The organism is Kitasatospora sp. NPDC092286 (assembly GCF_044755565.1).
Taxonomy (GTDB): Bacteria; Actinomycetota; Actinomycetes; order Streptomycetales; family Streptomycetaceae; genus Kitasatospora.
Window position 1 is genome coordinate 268,475 of the sequence record NZ_JBIVRD010000001.1, and the last position, 15,764, is coordinate 284,238.

General features: G+C 69.9%; 13 protein-coding genes. 5 read left to right on the forward strand and 8 right to left on the reverse strand.

What is annotated here, in order from left to right; translation table 11 throughout:
* Positions 1 to 87: 87 nt before the first annotated feature.
* Positions 88 to 1,404, reverse strand: a complete 1,317-nt coding sequence (locus tag ACIQIB_RS01330; protein WP_400654540.1) for a hypothetical protein — start codon at positions 1,402 to 1,404, stop codon at positions 88 to 90.
* On the reverse strand, positions 1,401 to 2,375 hold the full coding sequence (rfbB, locus tag ACIQIB_RS01335) for a dTDP-glucose 4,6-dehydratase (protein WP_363605812.1): 975 nt from the start codon (positions 2,373 to 2,375) through the stop codon (positions 1,401 to 1,403). The genes ACIQIB_RS01330 and rfbB overlap by 4 nt, the downstream gene beginning before the upstream one ends.
* 82 nt (positions 2,376 to 2,457) lie before the next feature.
* Between rfbB and rfbA the strand changes: the two genes are divergently transcribed.
* From rfbA to ACIQIB_RS01360, 5 genes are all read left to right on the forward strand, one after another.
* On the forward strand, positions 2,458 to 3,333 hold the full coding sequence (rfbA, locus tag ACIQIB_RS01340) for a glucose-1-phosphate thymidylyltransferase RfbA (protein WP_400654537.1): 876 nt from the start codon (positions 2,458 to 2,460) through the stop codon (positions 3,331 to 3,333).
* Positions 3,330 to 3,929, forward strand: a complete 600-nt coding sequence (locus ACIQIB_RS01345) for a dTDP-4-dehydrorhamnose 3,5-epimerase family protein (RefSeq protein ID WP_400654535.1) — start codon at positions 3,330 to 3,332, stop codon at positions 3,927 to 3,929. Before rfbA ends, ACIQIB_RS01345 begins: the two co-directional genes overlap by 4 nt.
* 155 nt (positions 3,930 to 4,084) lie before the next feature.
* Positions 4,085 to 4,987 (forward strand): glycosyltransferase, encoded by a 903-nt coding sequence (locus ACIQIB_RS01350; RefSeq protein ID WP_363605816.1) that lies wholly within the window; start codon positions 4,085 to 4,087, stop codon positions 4,985 to 4,987.
* Between the two features lie 27 nt (positions 4,988 to 5,014).
* Entirely contained in the window at positions 5,015 to 5,971 is a 957-nt protein-coding gene (locus ACIQIB_RS01355; RefSeq protein WP_400756163.1) for an NAD-dependent epimerase/dehydratase family protein, read from the forward strand.
* A gap of 98 nt (positions 5,972 to 6,069) precedes the next feature.
* Positions 6,070 to 7,344 carry an acyltransferase family protein gene (locus ACIQIB_RS01360; RefSeq protein WP_400756164.1) on the forward strand — a complete coding sequence of 425 codons (1,275 nt, stop codon included), beginning with the start codon at positions 6,070 to 6,072 and terminating at the stop codon, positions 7,342 to 7,344.
* Positions 7,345 to 7,451: 107 nt separating this feature from the next.
* Here the strand turns inward: ACIQIB_RS01360 and ACIQIB_RS01365 are convergent, their stop codons facing one another.
* The 6 genes from ACIQIB_RS01365 to rpsG form a co-directional block, all read right to left on the reverse strand.
* Positions 7,452 to 7,916 (reverse strand): GtrA family protein, encoded by a 465-nt coding sequence (locus tag ACIQIB_RS01365; protein WP_363605822.1) that lies wholly within the window; start codon positions 7,914 to 7,916, stop codon positions 7,452 to 7,454.
* A gap of 33 nt (positions 7,917 to 7,949) precedes the next feature.
* Positions 7,950 to 10,352 (reverse strand): hypothetical protein, encoded by a 2,403-nt coding sequence (locus tag ACIQIB_RS01370; RefSeq protein WP_400756165.1) that lies wholly within the window; start codon positions 10,350 to 10,352, stop codon positions 7,950 to 7,952.
* Positions 10,353 to 10,448: 96 nt separating this feature from the next.
* Entirely contained in the window at positions 10,449 to 11,465 is a 1,017-nt protein-coding gene (locus tag ACIQIB_RS01375; RefSeq protein ID WP_363605825.1) for a glycosyltransferase family 2 protein, read from the reverse strand.
* Between the two features lie 292 nt (positions 11,466 to 11,757).
* Positions 11,758 to 12,951 carry an elongation factor Tu gene (tuf, locus tag ACIQIB_RS01380; RefSeq protein WP_363605826.1) on the reverse strand — a complete coding sequence of 398 codons (1,194 nt, stop codon included), beginning with the start codon at positions 12,949 to 12,951 and terminating at the stop codon, positions 11,758 to 11,760.
* Between the two features lie 197 nt (positions 12,952 to 13,148).
* The gene (fusA, locus tag ACIQIB_RS01385) at positions 13,149 to 15,254 is read right to left on the reverse strand and encodes an elongation factor G (RefSeq protein ID WP_363605827.1); all 2,106 of its coding nucleotides are present in this window, start codon (positions 15,252 to 15,254) and stop codon (positions 13,149 to 13,151) included.
* 39 nt (positions 15,255 to 15,293) lie between these two features.
* A complete protein-coding gene (gene rpsG, locus ACIQIB_RS01390; protein ID WP_030055803.1) occupies positions 15,294 to 15,764 on the reverse strand; it encodes a 30S ribosomal protein S7 in 471 nt (156 codons plus the stop codon).

Here is a 15,764-nt window from a genome sequence, read left to right on the forward strand (position 1 = left end):
AGTGGCGTGGCCAAGGGTAATCACATATTAAAGGCGTGGCGTGAACGGGCCGCCGCCGCCAGTTGTGCTAGGCCCGAGGACGAAGCGTCACACCTCCGACGTGTGACGCGCCGCCAGCGGTTCCTTCGGCTCCGCCACGGCACCGGCCGGGGCGGCCAGGGAACGGGCCAGCGCCCATAGCATGGCAGCCGCGCTCACACCCGCACCAGCCAGGTAGGCCAGTTCGACGCGGGTGGCGATGTCGCCGGGCACCAGGGTGACGGCCGCCAGGACCAGCGAGCCGGTCAGCCAGGCGAGCAGCTGCCGCTGGTGGCGGCCGAGCGACAGCAGCGCCTGGCCGAACACGGTGGCGAGCATGTAGCAGAGGGTGCCGAGCGACAGCCAGAGGAAGTCGACCGAGCCCAGCACGTCCTGTGCCTTGAAGAAGAGCCGGATCGCCCAGGGGCCGAGGATCACCGTCGGCAGCCCGGCGGCCGTGCACATCAGGACCACGATGCCGCCGGTGCGCAGCAGCACCTTGCGGAACTCCGCGTGGTTGCCGGCCGCCGCGGCGCCCGAGAGCGACGAGACCAGCGAGGCCTGGATCGCGGCGTAGGCGAAGAGCGGCACCCGGGCCAGGACCACCGCGTTCAGCAGGGCGGCGATCAGCGCCTTGGAGGACGGCGAGAGCACGCCGACGCTCACCACCGCGGCGTTGACCATGAGCTGCGCCAGCAGCGTCGAGCCGGTCAGCAGGCCGAGGCCGGTGACGACGTCGCGCCAGACCGGGGCGGGACCGCCGCGCCGGTCGGCGAGGACCGAACGCATCCCGATCGCCGAGGCGGCGAGCGGCGCCACCACCAGGATCAGGCTGAACGCCAGGGCCGAATGGGCGCCGAACAGCGGGATCAGCGCGGCCAGCCCGATCCGCAGCCCGCCGTCGACGCCGAGCTGCAGGCCGTAGGCGCCGAACCTGCCGAGTCCGGCCAGCGCCCCGCGGGCCACCGAGCTGACCGCCAGGCCGACCAGCGCGCCTGCCATGCCGGCCACCAGACCGAGGTCGCCGGAGAAGAAGCGGTCCGCGATCGGCCGGGCGGCGGCCGCGACCGCGGCCAGCACCACGACCAGCACCACGGCGGTGGCCAGCAGCACCCGCCGGATGGCCGGCCCCGGTCCCTGGCCGGCCACGTCGCGGGCGGCGACCAGGCGGGTCAGCTCCAGCTCGACCGGCGAGAACAGCCCGTACCCGACGGACATCACCAGGGTCCAGAGCATCGAGACCCCGGCGACCTGGGTGGTGTCCAGGCTGTGCCCGGCGAGTGCCAGGAAGATGTACGAGGAGACACCGAGGACCACGGTGCCCCCCGCCACGAGCCGCACCCCCGGGGGCAGCGCCCCCAGCAGCTTGGCCACCGGGTTCGTCATCGCAGCGTGGCCTTGGCCTTCAGCGGCTCCCACCAGGCGCGGTTCTCGCGGTACCAGGCGATGGTGGCGGCGAGGCCGTCCTCGAAACGGACCTGCGGGGCGTAGCCGAGCTCCTCGCCGATCTTGGTGATGTCCAGCGAGTAGCGCAGGTCGTGGCCCTTGCGGTCGGCGACCGGCTCGACCATGGACCAGTCGGCGCCGGCGGCCTCCAGCAGCAGGCCGGTCAGCTCCTTGTTGGTGATCTCGGTACCGCCGCCGATGTTGTAGACCTCGCCGGCCCGGCCCTTGCGCATGGCCAGCTCGATGCCGCGGCAGTGGTCGGAGACGTGCAGCCAGTCGCGGATGTTGCCGCCGGTGCCGTACAGCGGCACCTTCCGGCCGTCCAGCAGGTTCGTGGTGAACAGCGGGATGACCTTCTCCGGGAACTGGTAGTGCCCGTAGTTGTTGGAGCAGCGGGTGACCACCACGTCCATGCCGTGGGTGCGGTGGTAGGCCAGCGCCAGCAGGTCCGACCCGGCCTTGGAGGCGGAGTACGGGGAGTTGGGGGCCAGCGGCCACTCCTCGGTCCACGAGCCCTCGGAGATCGAGCCGTACACCTCGTCGGTGGAGACGTGCACGAAGCGGGCGACACCGTGCTTGCGGGCAGAGTCCAGCAGCACCTGGGTGCCCAGGACGTTGGTGACCACGAACGGGCCCGCGCCCTCGATCGACCGGTCGACGTGCGACTCGGCCGCGAAGTGCACGACCACGTCGTGCCCGGGCATCACCTGGTCGACGGCGTCCACGTCGCAGATGTCACCGCGGACGAAGGAGTAGCCGCTGTGACCGGCGACAGGCGCCAGGTTGGCCTCGACGCCCGAGTAGGTGAGCTTGTCGAAGACGGTGATCTGATCCGTTGCGTCGGCGCCGAGCAGCTGCCGGACGAACTCTGAACCGATGAAGCCGGCGCCGCCGGTGACGAGGATGCGCATAGTGCGGGCAGTCTACCGGTGCGCCCCGGGGCCATCGCCCCGGGCCAGCGGGGGGCCCGGCCACTCACATAAGCTGCGGGGCATGCGTGGAATCCTCTTGGCGGGCGGCACCGGGTCACGACTGTGGCCGCTGACCCGAGCAGTCTCGAAGCAGCTTCTGCCGGTCTTCGACAAACCGATGATCTACTACCCGCTGTCGACCCTGGTCATGGCCGGTATCAGCGAGATCCTGATCATTACCACCCCGCAGGACCAGGAGCAGTTCCAGCGCCTGCTCGGCGACGGCTCCCAGTTCGGGCTCAAGCTGGAGTACGCCGCCCAGGAGAAGCCCGAGGGCATCGCGCAGGCCTTCGTGCTCGGCGCCGACTTCATCGGCGAGGAGCCCGTCGCGCTGATCCTGGGCGACAACATCTTCCACGGCAGCGGCCTCGGCACCCGGCTCGCGCAGCGCACCGCCCCGACCGGCGGCATGGTCTTCGCCTACCCGGTGGCCGACCCGACCGCGTACGGCGTGGTGGAGTTCGACGAGAGCGGCCAGGTCATCTCCATCGAGGAGAAGCCGACCCAGCCGAAGTCCCGCTACGCGGTGCCCGGCCTCTACTTCTACGACAACCGCGTGGTCGAGATCGCGGCCGGCCTGAAGCCGAGCGCCCGCGGCGAGCTGGAGATCACCGCCGTCAACGAGGAGTACCTCAAGACCGGCGAACTGCACGTCACCATCCTCGACCGCGGTACCGCCTGGCTCGACACCGGCACGTTCGTCTCGATGGTCCAGGCCTCCGAGTTCGTCCGGGTCATCGAGGAGCGCCAGGGCTTCAAGATCGGCTGCATCGAGGAGGCGGCCTGGCGGGCCGGCCTGATCGACTCCGCGCGGCTGCGCGAGCTGGCCGAGCCGCTGTGCAAGAGCGGCTACGGCGACTACCTGATCGCCCTGCTCGACGAGGAGGGCGACCAGTGAGGTTCCGCGAGCTGTCCATCGCCGGCGCCGTCGAGGTCACCCCGCAGCAGCACGGCGACCCCCGCGGCCTGTTCATGGAGTGGTACCGCTTCGACCGCCTGGAGGAGGCCGTCGGCCACCCGCTGCGGCTCGCCCAGGGCAACCTGTCGGTGTCCGCCAAGGACGTGGTGCGCGGTATCCACTTCGCCGACGTCCCGCCCGGCCAGGCCAAGTACGTCAGCTGCGTCCGCGGCGCCGTGCTCGACGTGATCGTGGACCTGCGGGTCGGCTCCCCCACCTTCGGCCGCTGGGAGTTCGTCCGGCTGGACGACGTGGACCGCAAGTCCGTCTACCTCTCCGAGGGCCTGGGCCACGGTTTCTGCGCGCTGAGCGACGACGCCACGCTGTCGTACGTCTGCTCGGAGACCTACAACCCGACCGGCGAGCACGCGGTGCACCCGCTCGACCCGGACCTCGGGATCGAGTGGCCCACCGACGCCCCGCAGCTGTCCGCCCGGGACGCCGCCGCCCCCTCGCTGGCCGAGGCGCTCGCCACCGGTCTGCTCCCGGACTACGAGAAGTGCCGGGCGTTCACCGAGAGCCTGCGCACCCGCTGAACCGATCCGATGCCCGGGTCCGCGCCCTCCGGCGCCGGCTCGGGCATCGGCGTCCGGCCCCGGCGAGGGCCGTCCGCGGGCTCAGTATGATGGGCCCGCCGCGGGGTCTTCGCCCTGCCTCCGGCCCCGACTCCGACCAGCGGATGTGCCCCACCATGACCACTCTGGAAATCCTGCTTCCGTACTACGGAGACGTCGCGCTGATGCAGGCCGCGGTCCGCAGCGTGCTGGCCCAGAGCGACCCGGACTGGCGGCTGACCGTCGTGGACGACGGCCGGGAGCCGGGCGTCCCGGAGTGGTTCGCGGAGCTCGGCGACCCGCGGGTGCGCTACTTCCGCAACGAGCGGAACCTCGGCGTCACCGGCAACTACCGCAAGTGCCTGGGCATGGCCGAGCACGAGTACCTGGTGTTCATGGGCACCGACGACATCATGCTGCCCGAGTACGTCGCCACCGTCCGGTCGATCCTGGCCCAGTACCCCGGCGTCGCGATGATCCAGCCCGGCGTCGAGGTCATCGACGGCAGCGGGAAGCCGAGCAGCTCGCTCGCCGACGAGGCCAAGCGGCGGATCTACGCACCCCGGCAGCAGGGCCGCGTCCTGATGGGCGGCGAGGACCTCGCGGTCAGCCTGCTCAAGGGCAACTGGCTGTACTTCCCGTCGATCTGCTGGCGCACCGAGGCCGTGAGGACCACCGGCTTCCGCGACAACCTGGAGATCATCCAGGACCTCGCCCTGGTCATCGACCTGCTGCAGGCCGGCGAGCAGATGGTCGTCGACGACGTCCGGGTGTTCCAGTACCGCCGGCACACCGTCAGCATCTCCTCCAAGTCCGCCTTCAGCGGCACCCGCTTCACCGAGGCCCGGCGGTACTTCCTGGACGCCGCCGACCGCCTCGACGCGCACGGCTGGCCGAAGGCCGCGAAGGCGTCCCGGATGCACCTGTCGGCCCGGATCCACGCCCTCACCCTGGTCCCCGGTGCGATGCGCGCCGGTCAGTGGGACGGCGCGAAGACCCTGCTGCGCAACGCCACCAGCACGGCCAGCCGGCCTCGCTGACCCTCCCCACCCCTGGAGTCCCCCGCAATGACCGCACCGCACACGGCCCCGGCCCGGGTGGCCGTCCTCGGCGGCACCGGCTTCATCGGCCGGGTGCTCGGCGCCCGGCTCCTGGAGCACGGCGCCGAGGTCATCAGCCTCGCCCGCAAGGCCCCCGCCGACCCGGCCCCCGGCCGGTTCGTCGCCTTCGACCTCTCCTCCGACGCCGCGGCCGACCTCACCGAGCTGCTCGACCGGGAGCGGATCGACACGGTGGTCAACGCGGCCGGCGGCATGTGGGGCCTGACCGACGAGCAGATGTACCAGGCCAACGTGGTCCTGGTCGACCGGCTGATCGAGGCCGTCTCGGCGATGGCCGCCCCCGCCCGGCTGGTCCACCTCGGCACCGTGCACGAGTACGGCATGGCGCCGATCGGGGTCAGCCAGCGGGAGAGCGACCAGGCCGCCCCGGTGATGGAGTACGGCAGGCTCAAGCTCGCCGCCACCGAGGCCGTGGTCCGCGCCGTCGAGGCCGGCCGGATCGACGCCGTGGTGCTGCGGCTCGGCAACGTGGTCGGCGCCGGCCAGCCCGGCCACAGCCTGCTCGGCGTGATGGCCGCCAAGCTGGACGCCGCCCGGCGGGCCGGCGAGACCGCTCAGCTCTCGCTTCAGCCGCTCACCGCGCAGCGCGACTTCGTCGACCTCACCGACACCCTCGACGCCGTGATCCTGGCCGCCACCGACCGCTCGGCCCCGCCGGTGGTCAACATCGGCACCGGCTCCGCCGCCTCCGCCCGGCTGCTCGTCGAGCTGCTGATCGAGGAGAGCGGGGTGCCCACCGAGATCACCGAGGTGCCCGCGCCGGCCGGCACCGGCCCGGAGACCGAGTGGCAGCGGCTCGACATCACCGTCGCCCGTGAGCGGCTCGGCTGGACCCCCCGGCGCACCCTGCGCCAGGCCGTCTCGGAGCTCTGGCAGGCCCAGGCCGCCACGCCCGCCCCGTAGGCACCCGGCCGGGACCGTACGGTCTCCCCCGCGCTCCGGCCGCCACGCCGCAGTGCCTCTCCCCTCGGGCCAGCCCCGACCCAGTCCTTGAGGAACCCATGAGACCCCGCAGTCTGTTCCACTCCCGGGGCACACTGGCCGAGCTGTTCTCCGGCCGTGCCAACAGCTTCGGCCTGCTGCGTCTGCTGCTGGCCACCTCCGTCGTGGTCTCGCACGTCTACCCGCTCGCGTGGGGGCATCTGGACCCGCTGTGGAAGTTCAGCGGCGAGCAGACCGACCTCGGGAAGATGGCCGTGATCGGCTTCTTCGTGCTCTCCGGGTTCATGATCACGGGCAGCGGCCGACGTTCCACCATCGGCCGCTACAGCTGGCACCGGGCGCTGCGGATCCTGCCCGGCCTCTGGGGCTCGCTGCTGATCTCCACCCTGGTCATCATCCCGCTGCTGTACCGCTGGCAGCACCACACCCTGGAAGGCTTCTGGAGCCACCCCAACGGCCCGAAGACCTACCTGGCCGGCACCTGGAACACCTCACTGACCGGCGGCTGGGACGTCTCGGGCGTGATCGCGGAGGGCGTGCGGCGCGGCACCAACTTCGACGGCAGCGTCAACGGCGCCCTGTGGTCGCTCAAGTACGAGATCCTCTGCTACATAGTCGTCGGGCTGCTGGCGGCCGGCGGGGTCCTGCTGCGGGCCCGCCGCTTCGTGCCGCTGGCCATGGTCGGGCTCTGGATCCTGATCCTCAACGACTGGATCGACGCGCCCGACTGGCGGGGCATCCCCGGCGACATGGGCTCCGGGATGAACGTCCCGTTCCTCGGCTCGATGAGCATCCACTTCATCGTCCATCTGGGCTTCGTCTTCCTGCTCGGCGCCACCTTCCAGCTCTACCGCGAACGTGTCCCGGTGCACGACGGCCTGGCGCTGCTGTCGGCGCTGGCCTTCGCGGCCACCCTGTGCTGGGGCGGGGTCTTCGTGATCGGCTACCCGGCCTTCGCCTACCTGCTCTTCTGGCTCGCGATCAGGCTGCCGCGCCTGTTCCAGAAGATCGGCCGCAAGCGGGACTACTCGTACGGCATCTACATCTACGGCTTCACCGTCGAGCAGGCCCTCGCGATGCTCGGCTACGCCAAGCACGGCAAGCTGGTCTTCCTCGCCTGCGCGCTGGCCGGGACGGTCGTGCTGGCCGCGCTCTCCTGGCACCTGATCGAGGCGCCCGCGATGAAGCTCAAGGACTGGACGCCCGGGCCGGTGCGCAGGCTCAAGGACCGGCGCCGGGACGGTGGTTCACCGGAGTCGTCGAACACGCCGGAGCCGGCCGCCCCGGCGGGCCAGGAGCCGCAGCCGGTCCGGCCGCCGACCGTCTCGGCCTGATGCGGAGGGCTCCGGCTCGCTGACCCCCGGATACGCGAAGAGCGCCCGGTGGCGATTCCCTGGAGGGGATCGCCACCGGGCGCTCGCGGTATCGGCGGGCCGGACGGTCAGTCCTTGAAGACCCAGACCTTCATCAGCAGGAAGCGCACCACGGTCGCCAGGCCGTTCGCCACGACGAGGCCGCCGACCTCCACCACCTTCGAGGCGTGCGGCGCGGCGACGTCCAGCAGGGCCAGCACACCGCTGCTCAGGCCCAGCCCGATCAGGAACGCGACCGCGCCCTGGAGCTGGTGCCGCAGCGCCCCCTCGGACCCGGTGATCCCGAAGGTGAACCGGCGGTTGGCCGCGGTGTTGGCGACCGCGCTCACCGCCAGGGCGATCAGGTTGGCCGCCTGCGGGTTGACGAACTGCCGCGCGACGACGTACAGCCCGAGGTAGAAGAGCGTGCTCAGAACCCCGATGACCAGGAAGGACGGGATCTGGCGCTTGGCCGCGCCGGACGGCCGCGCGGCGGCCGAATCGTCCTGCGCCGTCGCGGCCTGCTTGTCGGTGGAGACCATCTCAATGCCCATGATTCGTCGTCGGATCGGATCGGATCGGTCGGATCAGGCCAGCTCGTACACAGCCACCCGGCCGTTGTCGAACACCTGCTTGGCGAGGTTCCTGAGGAGCGGCGACTCGGCGCCCGCCTTGCGCTGGACCACCAGGTAGCGGACGTGGTGGTCGTTGTGCAGGCGGCTCAGGATGTCGGGCGTGGGCTGGTAGAAGGCCTCCTCGTTGAGCTTGAGCAGCGCCTCGTCCCAGAAGGTGGCCGTGGTCGCCGCCGCACCGCCCGCGGTGGCCATGAGCCGCGGCGCGTACGCCCAGCCCTCGATCAGCACCGAGCGCTCGGAGTAGGCGCCGAGCCAGTGGGAGCGGTAGTTGTCGCAGTACGGACCGTTGACGTAGTCGTCGAACTGCCAGCAGTGGCTGTTGGTGGCCAGCACGTCCGCCGGGTCGCTGTGCGAGCGGATCCACCGGGCCGCGTCGACCTGGGTCGCGGGGAGCACCCAGGTGCCCTCCCAGAGCACCTTCCTGGCCTGCAGCGCGTCCAGGGCCAGCCCGGGGACGCCGACGGCGAGGGTCGCGGTCAGCAGGACGATGCCGCCGCGGCCGCGCAGGGCCGGTACGCCCCGCGAGAGGGCCCACCAGGCGAGCCCGCAGAGCAGCGCGATCCCGGCCAGGGCCGCGGCGGCGACCAGTGCGGGCAGCAGCGGCGTGTACGAGGTCCAGACCTTGGTGTCACCGAACAGCCCGATCGCGTGCTCCGCCCACTGCGCCGAGTAGCGGTAGAGCACGAAGGTCAGCACGGCGATCAGCGTCAGCGCACCGGCCGCGAGCGCGGCCCTGGCGCGGCCCGGGAGCGCGGCCCGGTCGAACGCCTCGCTGTAGCCCCAGGCCGAGAGCAGCACGCCGAACGGCAGCCCGGCGATGGTGAAGTAGCTGGAGTTGAAGCCGTTGACGGCGAGGTACGCGGCCGGTCCGGCCACCGCACCGCCGAGCAGGAACCACTGCACCGGGTCGAGGTTCAACCGGCTGCGCCACAGCAGCGGCACCATCCCGACCACCTTGAGCTGGTGGTTCAGCAGGAAGGCGACCAGGGTCGCGGCGACCACGACGGCCTGTACCGCCGCCGAACGGCTGTGCTGCGGGTCGGCCCAGTACTGCTGGATGTTGCCGAACGGGATGACCTCCAGGCCGTAGCTCTCGAAGTCGAAGATGACGGCCGTCGCGAAGAGCTGCGCGGCTCCCAGCACCGCGCCCAGGCCCACGATCGTCCAGGGGATGCGCCGGGTACCGATCAGGACCATCAGCCCGGCGAAGGCCAGGCCCGCCAGGGTCACCGGGAGCGAGCTGGCCTTGGCCGCGCTGGAGGCCAGCGCGAACAGCCCGGTGAGGACGAAGGCACCCCGGCCGATGGCCGGGACCGCCTGTGCGGCGCCCTCCCGGCTCCGCCGCAGGGCATCGCCGACGACCCCGATCAGCGCGATCAGCAGCGGCTGACTGTACGTCAGCGAAAGGCTCACGAAGGACATCAGCCGCACGGCCGGCGCCCCGAAGGTCCAGCTGCTGACGTTGTTGGGGTAGGCGGCGGTGAACTCGCCGACCGCGAAGACCAGGACGGCCGCCACCGGACCGGCCCACGCCCGGCCGCTGAGCCGCTGGGCGACCACCGCGGTGATCAGGATGCCCAGCGCGCTGAGCGCCGGGACCATCAGCCGCATCTCGATCACCGGCAGGTCGATGTGCCCGACCATGTCGCCCATCGCCATGTGGACGAAGGTGAACCAGTGGTAGTGCAGCGGCTCCCCCGCCGCCTGAGGCAGGGTCAGCGGGAAGTTGTGCTTGGCGTTCCCGGCGAGCGAGAGCAGGTAGGGCAGGTCGCCGTACTGCCGGGTGGTCTCGTCCGTCGGCAGGATCGGGAACTTGGAGAGGAAGACCTGGTAGTAGTACGCCGAGGTGAGCGCCACCGCGCCGGCCACCGCCCAGGACCAGCCCTCCGACTGGCGGCGGTAACCGCTCGGGCGCCAGTGCCGCCGCAGGGCGGGCACCGCGGCGAACGGGACGACCACGAGAAGCGGCCAGGCGATCGCCGCCTGCTGCAGGCCGAGCGGCATCAGCAGCGCCCAGGCACCGAGCTCCAGGACGAGACCGGTGGCCGCGCCGAAGGCGAGGTCCTCGATCAGGGTGTACGGCCGGCGCCGGAGCGCCCGGAACACCAGGGTGCCGGGGAGCAGGACACCCCAGGCCGCGTAGAAGGTGTAGCGGGCGATGTCACCCGCCGAGGTGTCCGCGGCCAGCAGCAGCGCCACCAGGAACAGGTAGGCGGCGGCCGCCGGGGCGAACCGCCGCAGCCTCAGGAGCACCGGGTCCTCGTGCGCACCGGCCGGCGTGGACCGCCCCGGGTCGCCCGGCCGGCTCCCACCGGGTGCCTCCGGCGAGGTTGCCGTTCTGTCGGTGCTGCCCATGGTGTCCATTCTGTTGTCCGGGCTCTGCGTTGGCGCCACGGTCCGCGACGCGACTGCGTCCGCGGCGGTCGGCCACCGCCGCGGACGGACTGTTCGTCAGCCTGCGTACGAGGCGGTGCGGCGGGCCGTCGCGGGGTCGCGCTCGTCCGCCGAGTCGTAGCCCACGAAGTAGGCCGGGCGGGCCTGCGCCGCCGAGTAGATCCGGCCGACGTACTCACCGAGCAGACCCATGCAGACGAGCTGCACGGCGCCGAGGAACAGCATGCCGATGAACAGCGAGGACCAGCCGGGCACGGTCTTGCCCAGCGCGTACTCGACCGTGGTGTAGATGCCCAGGGCGAAGCAGAGCACGAAGCTCAGCAGACCGAGCCAGGTGGCGAGCCGCAGCGGGCTGGCGGAGAAGTTGGTGATGCTGTCGATGGCCAGGCGGACCATCTTGGAGAGCGGGTAGTGGGTGCTGCCGGCCACCCGCTCCTCGCGCACGTAGACGACCTCGCCGCTGGGGAAGCCCAGCCACGGCACCAGCAGGCGGTAGACCGGCTGGTGCTCGGGCAGCGCCTTGAGCGCGTCCACGGCGGCCCGGCTGAGCAGGCGGAAGTCACCGGCCTGGTTGGGCATGTTCTTGCCGACGAGCTTGCGCATCAGCCAGTAGTAGGCGCCGGCCGTACGCCGCTTGAAGAAGGTGTCGGTACCGCGGTCGCCGCGCACGCCGTAGACGATGTCGAGGTTCTGCTCGCGGGCGAGCGAGAGCATCTCGGGGATCTTCTCCGGCGGGTCCTGCAGGTCCGCGTCGATGGAGACGACGTAGTCGCCGAAGGCGCGGTGGATACCGGCGGTGAGCGCGGCCTGGTGCCCGGAGTTGCGCGCGAAGCGGACGATCCGGAACTCCGGCCAGTCCTGGTGGATCTTCTGCATGAGCGCCGGGGTGGCGTCGGTGCTGCCGTCGTCGATGCCGACGACCTCGTAGTCGATCCCCAGCTCGTCCAGGATCGGACGCAGCCGCTGGACGGTCAGGGGCAGCGCCTCCTGCTCGTTGTAGATCGGCATCACGACCGACAACAGCGGCGTCGGCCGGCCGGCCGACGCGTCTTCCTGTGCTGCTGCGTTGAACATCGTTGCTCGCCTGTCCCCATGTATCCGAGAGCGACCGAAGGGGCGCGGACCGGCCGGGACGACCCACCGGCTGGAATCCTTCTCCCTCCGCACCCGGAGGATCGCGGACAGCAGCGAGGGAGAGCCCAATGAGCGGCCAGGATAGCAGCACGATCTGGCCACCCTCCCAACAGGCCCTTTACCTGATGCACGCCGGCCGATCAGGCCCGACACGCCGAAGGGCCCCGCACACCCGGAAGTGTGCGGGGCCCTTCGGCCCGCCTGTGCGGTACAGGCAGGTCTAGAGCATCAATTACTTGATGATCTTGGTGACCTGGCCGGCGCCGACGGTGCGGCCACCCTCACGGATGGCGAACTTCAGGCCCTCCTCCATGGCGATCGGCTGGATCAGCACGACCGTCATGGCGGTGTTGTCGCCCGGCATGACCATCTCGGTGCCCTCGGGGAGGGTCACAACGCCGGTCACGTCCGTGGTACGGAAGTAGAACTGCGGGCGGTAGTTGTTGAAGAACGGGGTGTGACGGCCACCCTCGTCCTTCGACAGGATGTACGACTGGGCCTCGAACTCGGTGTGCGGGGTGACCGAACCGGGCTTGATGATGACCTGGCCGCGCTCGACGTCCTCGCGCTTGATGCCACGGAGGAGCAGACCGACGTTCTCACCGGCCTGGCCCTCGTCGAGCAGCTTGCGGAACATCTCGATGCCGGTGACCGTGGTGGTGGTCTTGGTCTCCTTGATGCCGATGATGTCGACAGTCTCGTTGACCTTGAGGATGCCACGCTCGATACGACCGGTGACGACGGTGCCACGACCGGTGATCGTGAAGACGTCCTCGATCGGCATCAGGAACGGCTGGTCCACGGCGCGGGCCGGGGTCGGGATGGCCTCGTCGACCGCGTGCATCAGGCCGAGGAGCTTCTCGCCCCACTCCTTGTCGCCCTCCAGCGCCTTCAGCGCGGAGACGCGGACGACCGGCAGGTCGTCGCCCGGGAACTCGTACTCGGAGAGCAGCTCACGGACCTCGAGCTCGACGAGCTCCAGGATCTCCTCGTCGTCCACCATGTCGGCCTTGTTCAGGGCGACAACGATGTAGGGGACACCGACCTGGCGGGCCAGGAGCACGTGCTCCTTGGTCTGCGGCATCGGGCCGTCGGTGGCGGCGACGACGAGGATCGCACCGTCCATCTGGGCCGCACCGGTGATCATGTTCTTGATGTAGTCCGCGTGACCGGGGCAGTCGACGTGGGCGTAGTGACGCGCCTCGGTCTGGTACTCGACGTGCGCGATCGAGATGGTGATACCGCGCTGCCGCTCCTCCGGCGCCTTGTCGATCTGGTCGAACGGCGTGAAGGGGTTGATCTCCGGGTACGCGTCGTGCAGCACCTTGGTGATGGCCGCGGTAAGGGTCGTCTTACCGTGGTCGATGTGACCGATGGTGCCGATGTTGACGTGGGGCTTCGTCCGCTCGAACTTCGCCTTCGCCACTGCAGTCCTCCTGAGGACAGTTCTGTACGCCGTGCTGACGTCAGTTGGTCTTTGATCGGGTTGGGTACGGGGTGCCGGTGGGCACCCCATGCCGTCCCGCGGGTGGGGGCCGGAGGCCCCCGGGAGAATCCGACCGGATTCTCCCGGGTTGCCTCCTAATAGCCTAAGGGTTCGCAAACATCCCGAATGTCGGGACGTTACTCGCCCTTGGCCTTGGCGATGATGTCGTCCGCCACGTTCCGCGGAACCTCGGCGTACGAGTCGAACTGCATCGAGTAGCTCGCGCGACCGGAGGTCTTGCTGCGCAGGTCACCGACGTAGCCGAACATCTCGGAGAGAGGCACCAGCGCCGAAACGACGCGGGCACCGTGACGCTCGTCCATGGACCGGATCTGGCCACGGCGAGAGTTGATGTCGCCGATCACATCGCCCATGTAGTCCTCGGGCGTGGTGACCTCGACGGCCATCATCGGCTCCAGGAGGGCCGGACCGGCCTTCTTGGCGCCTTCCTTGAAGGCCATCGAACCGGCGATCTTGAACGCGAGCTCGGAGGAGTCGACGTCGTGCGCGGCACCGTCGAGCAGCGTGACGCGGACACCCTGCAGCGGGTAGCCGGCGAGCACACCGAACTCCATGGCCTCCTGGCAGCCGGCGTCGACCGAGGGGATGTACTCCCTCGGCACGCGGCCACCGGTGACCTTGTTCACGAACTCGTAGCCCTCGCCGGACTCGATCGGCTCGATCGCGATCTGGATCTTCGCGAACTGGCCGGAGCCACCGGTCTGCTTCTTGTGCGTGTAGTCGATACGCTCGACGGCCTTGCGGATCGTCTCGCGGTACGCGACCTGCGGCTTGCCGACGTTGGCCTCGACCTTGAACTCACGGCGCATACGGTCGACCAGCACCTCGAGGTGCAGCTCGCCCATACCCGCGATGATGGTCTGGCCGGTCTCCTCGTCCGTGTTGACCTGGAAGGAGGGGTCCTCCTCCGCGAGACGCTGGATGGCGACACCCAGCTTCTCCTGGTCACCCTTGGACTTGGGCTCGATCGCGACGCGGATGACCGGGGCCGGGAAGTCCATGGACTCCAGGATGACCGGGTTCTTCTCGTCGGACAGCGTCTCACCGGTGGTGGTCTGCTTCAGGCCCATGACGGCGATGATGTCGCCGGCGCCCACCGACTCGATCTCCTCACGCTTGTTCGCGTGCATGCGGTAGATCTTGCCGATGCGCTCCTTCTTGCCCTTGACGGCGTTCAGCACCGAGGTGCCGGACTCCAGGCGGCCCGAGTAAACCCGGACGAAGGTGAGCTTGCCGAGGTGCGGGTCCGACATGATCTTGAACGCGAGCGCGGCGAGCGGCTCGTCGTCCGAGGCCTTGCGGGAGATCTTGACCGTGTCGTCACCGGGCTTGGTGCCCTCGATGGACTCGATGTCCAGCGGCGACGGCAGGTACTTGACGACCGCGTCGAGCAGGGGCTGAACGCCCTTGTTCTTGAACGCGGTACCGCAGAAGATCGGCGTGAAGGCCGACTCCAGGGTGCCCTTGCGGATCGCGGCGTAGAGCAGCTCCTCGGGGACGTCCTCGCCCTCCATGGCGAGCTCCATCACCTCGTCGCTGACGTTCGACACGGTGTCGAGCAGCGCCTCGCGGTACTCGTCGGCCTGCTCCTGCAGCTCGGCCGGGATGTCGACGATGTCGTACATCTCGCCCTTGGCGGCCTCGGCGGACCAGACCAGCGCCTTCATACGGACAAGGTCGACAACGCCCTTGAAGTCCGCCTCGGCACCGATCGGGAGCTGCATCACCAGCGGGGTCGCGCCGAGGCGCTCCACGATGGTGTCGACGCAGAAGAAGAAGTTCGCGCCCGTGCGGTCCAGCTTGTTGATGAAGCAGATGCGCGGGACGCCGTAGCGGTCAGCCTGCCGCCACACGGTCTCGGACTGGGGCTCGACACCGGCGACACCGTCGAACACCGTCACCGCACCGTCGAGGACGCGCAGCGAACGCTCCACCTCGACGGTGAAGTCGACGTGACCCGGGGTGTCGATGATGTTGATGGTGTTGTCGACGTCGTCGACCGTCCAGTGACAGGTCGTCGCGGCCGACGTGATCGTGATGCCGCGCTCCTGCTCCTGCTCCATCCAGTCCATGGTGGCAGCGCCATCGTGGACCTCACCGATCTTGTACGAGACACCGGTGTAGAACAGGATCCGCTCGGTGGTGGTGGTCTTGCCCGCGTCGATGTGCGCCATGATCCCGATGTTGCGGACCCTGGCGAGGTCAAGGGAGGTTGCAGCCATGGTGGCTCGTTCTCTCTCTGTCTAGTGACGGGGTAGGGACTACCAGCGGTAGTGCGCGAAGGCCTTGTTGGACTCGGCCATCTTGTGGGTGTCCTCGCGACGCTTCACGGAAGCGCCCAGGCCGTTGCTGGCGTCGAGGATCTCGTTCATCAGGCGCTCGGTCATGGTCTTCTCGCGACGGGCGCGGGAGTAACCGACCATCCAGCGCAGCGCCAGGGTGCTGGCGCGGCCCGGACGGACCTCGACCGGGACCTGGTAGGTCGCGCCACCGACACGGCGGGACTTGACCTCGAGGGCCGGCTTGACGTTCTCCAGCGCGCGCTTCAGCGTCACGACCGGGTCCGAGCCGGTCTTCTCACGAACGCCCTCGAGGGCGCCGTAGACGATCCGCTCGGCGGTGGAGCGCTTGCCGTGCAGCAGGATCTTGTTGACCAGCTGGGTGACGACCGGGGAGCCGTAAACCGGGTCGATGATGACCGGGCGCTTCGGGGCGGGGCCCTTACGAGGCAT

Excerpts from the sequence above, each read along its gene's own strand:
- ACIQIB_RS01330 (WP_400654540.1), bottom strand. The coding sequence starts at position 1,404 with ATGACGAACCCGGTGGCCAAGCTGCTGGGGGCGCTGCCCCCGGGGGTG.
- rfbB (WP_363605812.1), bottom strand. The coding sequence starts at position 2,375 with ATGCGCATCCTCGTCACCGGCGGCGCCGGCTTCATCGGTTCAGAGTTC.
- rfbA (WP_400654537.1), top strand. The coding sequence starts at position 2,458 with ATGCGTGGAATCCTCTTGGCGGGCGGCACCGGGTCACGACTGTGGCCG.
- ACIQIB_RS01350 (WP_363605816.1), top strand. The coding sequence starts at position 4,085 with ATGACCACTCTGGAAATCCTGCTTCCGTACTACGGAGACGTCGCGCTG.
- ACIQIB_RS01355 (WP_400756163.1), top strand. The coding sequence starts at position 5,015 with ATGACCGCACCGCACACGGCCCCGGCCCGGGTGGCCGTCCTCGGCGGC.
- ACIQIB_RS01360 (WP_400756164.1), top strand. The coding sequence starts at position 6,070 with ATGAGACCCCGCAGTCTGTTCCACTCCCGGGGCACACTGGCCGAGCTG.
- ACIQIB_RS01365 (WP_363605822.1), bottom strand. The coding sequence starts at position 7,916 with ATGGGCATTGAGATGGTCTCCACCGACAAGCAGGCCGCGACGGCGCAG.
- ACIQIB_RS01370 (WP_400756165.1), bottom strand. The coding sequence starts at position 10,352 with ATGGGCAGCACCGACAGAACGGCAACCTCGCCGGAGGCACCCGGTGGG.
- ACIQIB_RS01375 (WP_363605825.1), bottom strand. The coding sequence starts at position 11,465 with ATGTTCAACGCAGCAGCACAGGAAGACGCGTCGGCCGGCCGGCCGACG.
- fusA (WP_363605827.1), bottom strand. The coding sequence starts at position 15,254 with ATGGCTGCAACCTCCCTTGACCTCGCCAGGGTCCGCAACATCGGGATC.
- rpsG (WP_030055803.1), bottom strand. The coding sequence starts at position 15,764 with ATGCCTCGTAAGGGCCCCGCCCCGAAGCGCCCGGTCATCATCGACCCG.